This window comes from Mycobacterium sp. ABE4_509 (assembly GCF_056160785.1).
Map to the genome: position 1 here is coordinate 1 of NZ_JBSWXU010000347.1, position 465 is coordinate 465.

Consider the following 465-nt stretch of genomic DNA (forward strand, 5'->3'; position numbering starts at 1 on the left):
GACGACATGATTTTGATCAGCGTGGATGATCACATCGTCGAGCCGCCGGATATGTTCGCCAATCATCTGCCGAAGAAGTATTTGGATGAGGCGCCGCGGTTGGTGCACAACGAGGATGGTTCGGATACCTGGCAGTTTCGGGATGTGGTGATTCCGAATGTGGCGCTCAATGCGGTGGCGGGGCGTCCGAAGGAGGAATACGGTCTGGAGCCGCAGGGTTTGGATGAGATCCGGCCGGGGTGTTGGCAGGTTGATGAGCGGGTCAAGGACATGAATGCCGGCGGGATTTTGGGGTCGATGTGTTTCCCGTCGTTTCCGGGGTTCGCGGGGCGGTTGTTCGCGACTGAGGATCCGGAGTTTTCGTTGGCGTTGGTGCAGGCCTACAACGATTGGCATGTCGAGGAGTGGTGCGGGGCGTATCCGGCGCGGTTCATTCCGATGACGTTGCCGGTGATCTGGGATCCG

At 59.1% G+C, this 465-nt stretch carries 1 pseudogene; it reads left to right on the plus strand.

From position 1 onward, the window contains the following. Positions 1-465, plus strand: a pseudogene (locus tag ACXAID_RS28415) (amidohydrolase family protein); the annotation flags it as partial.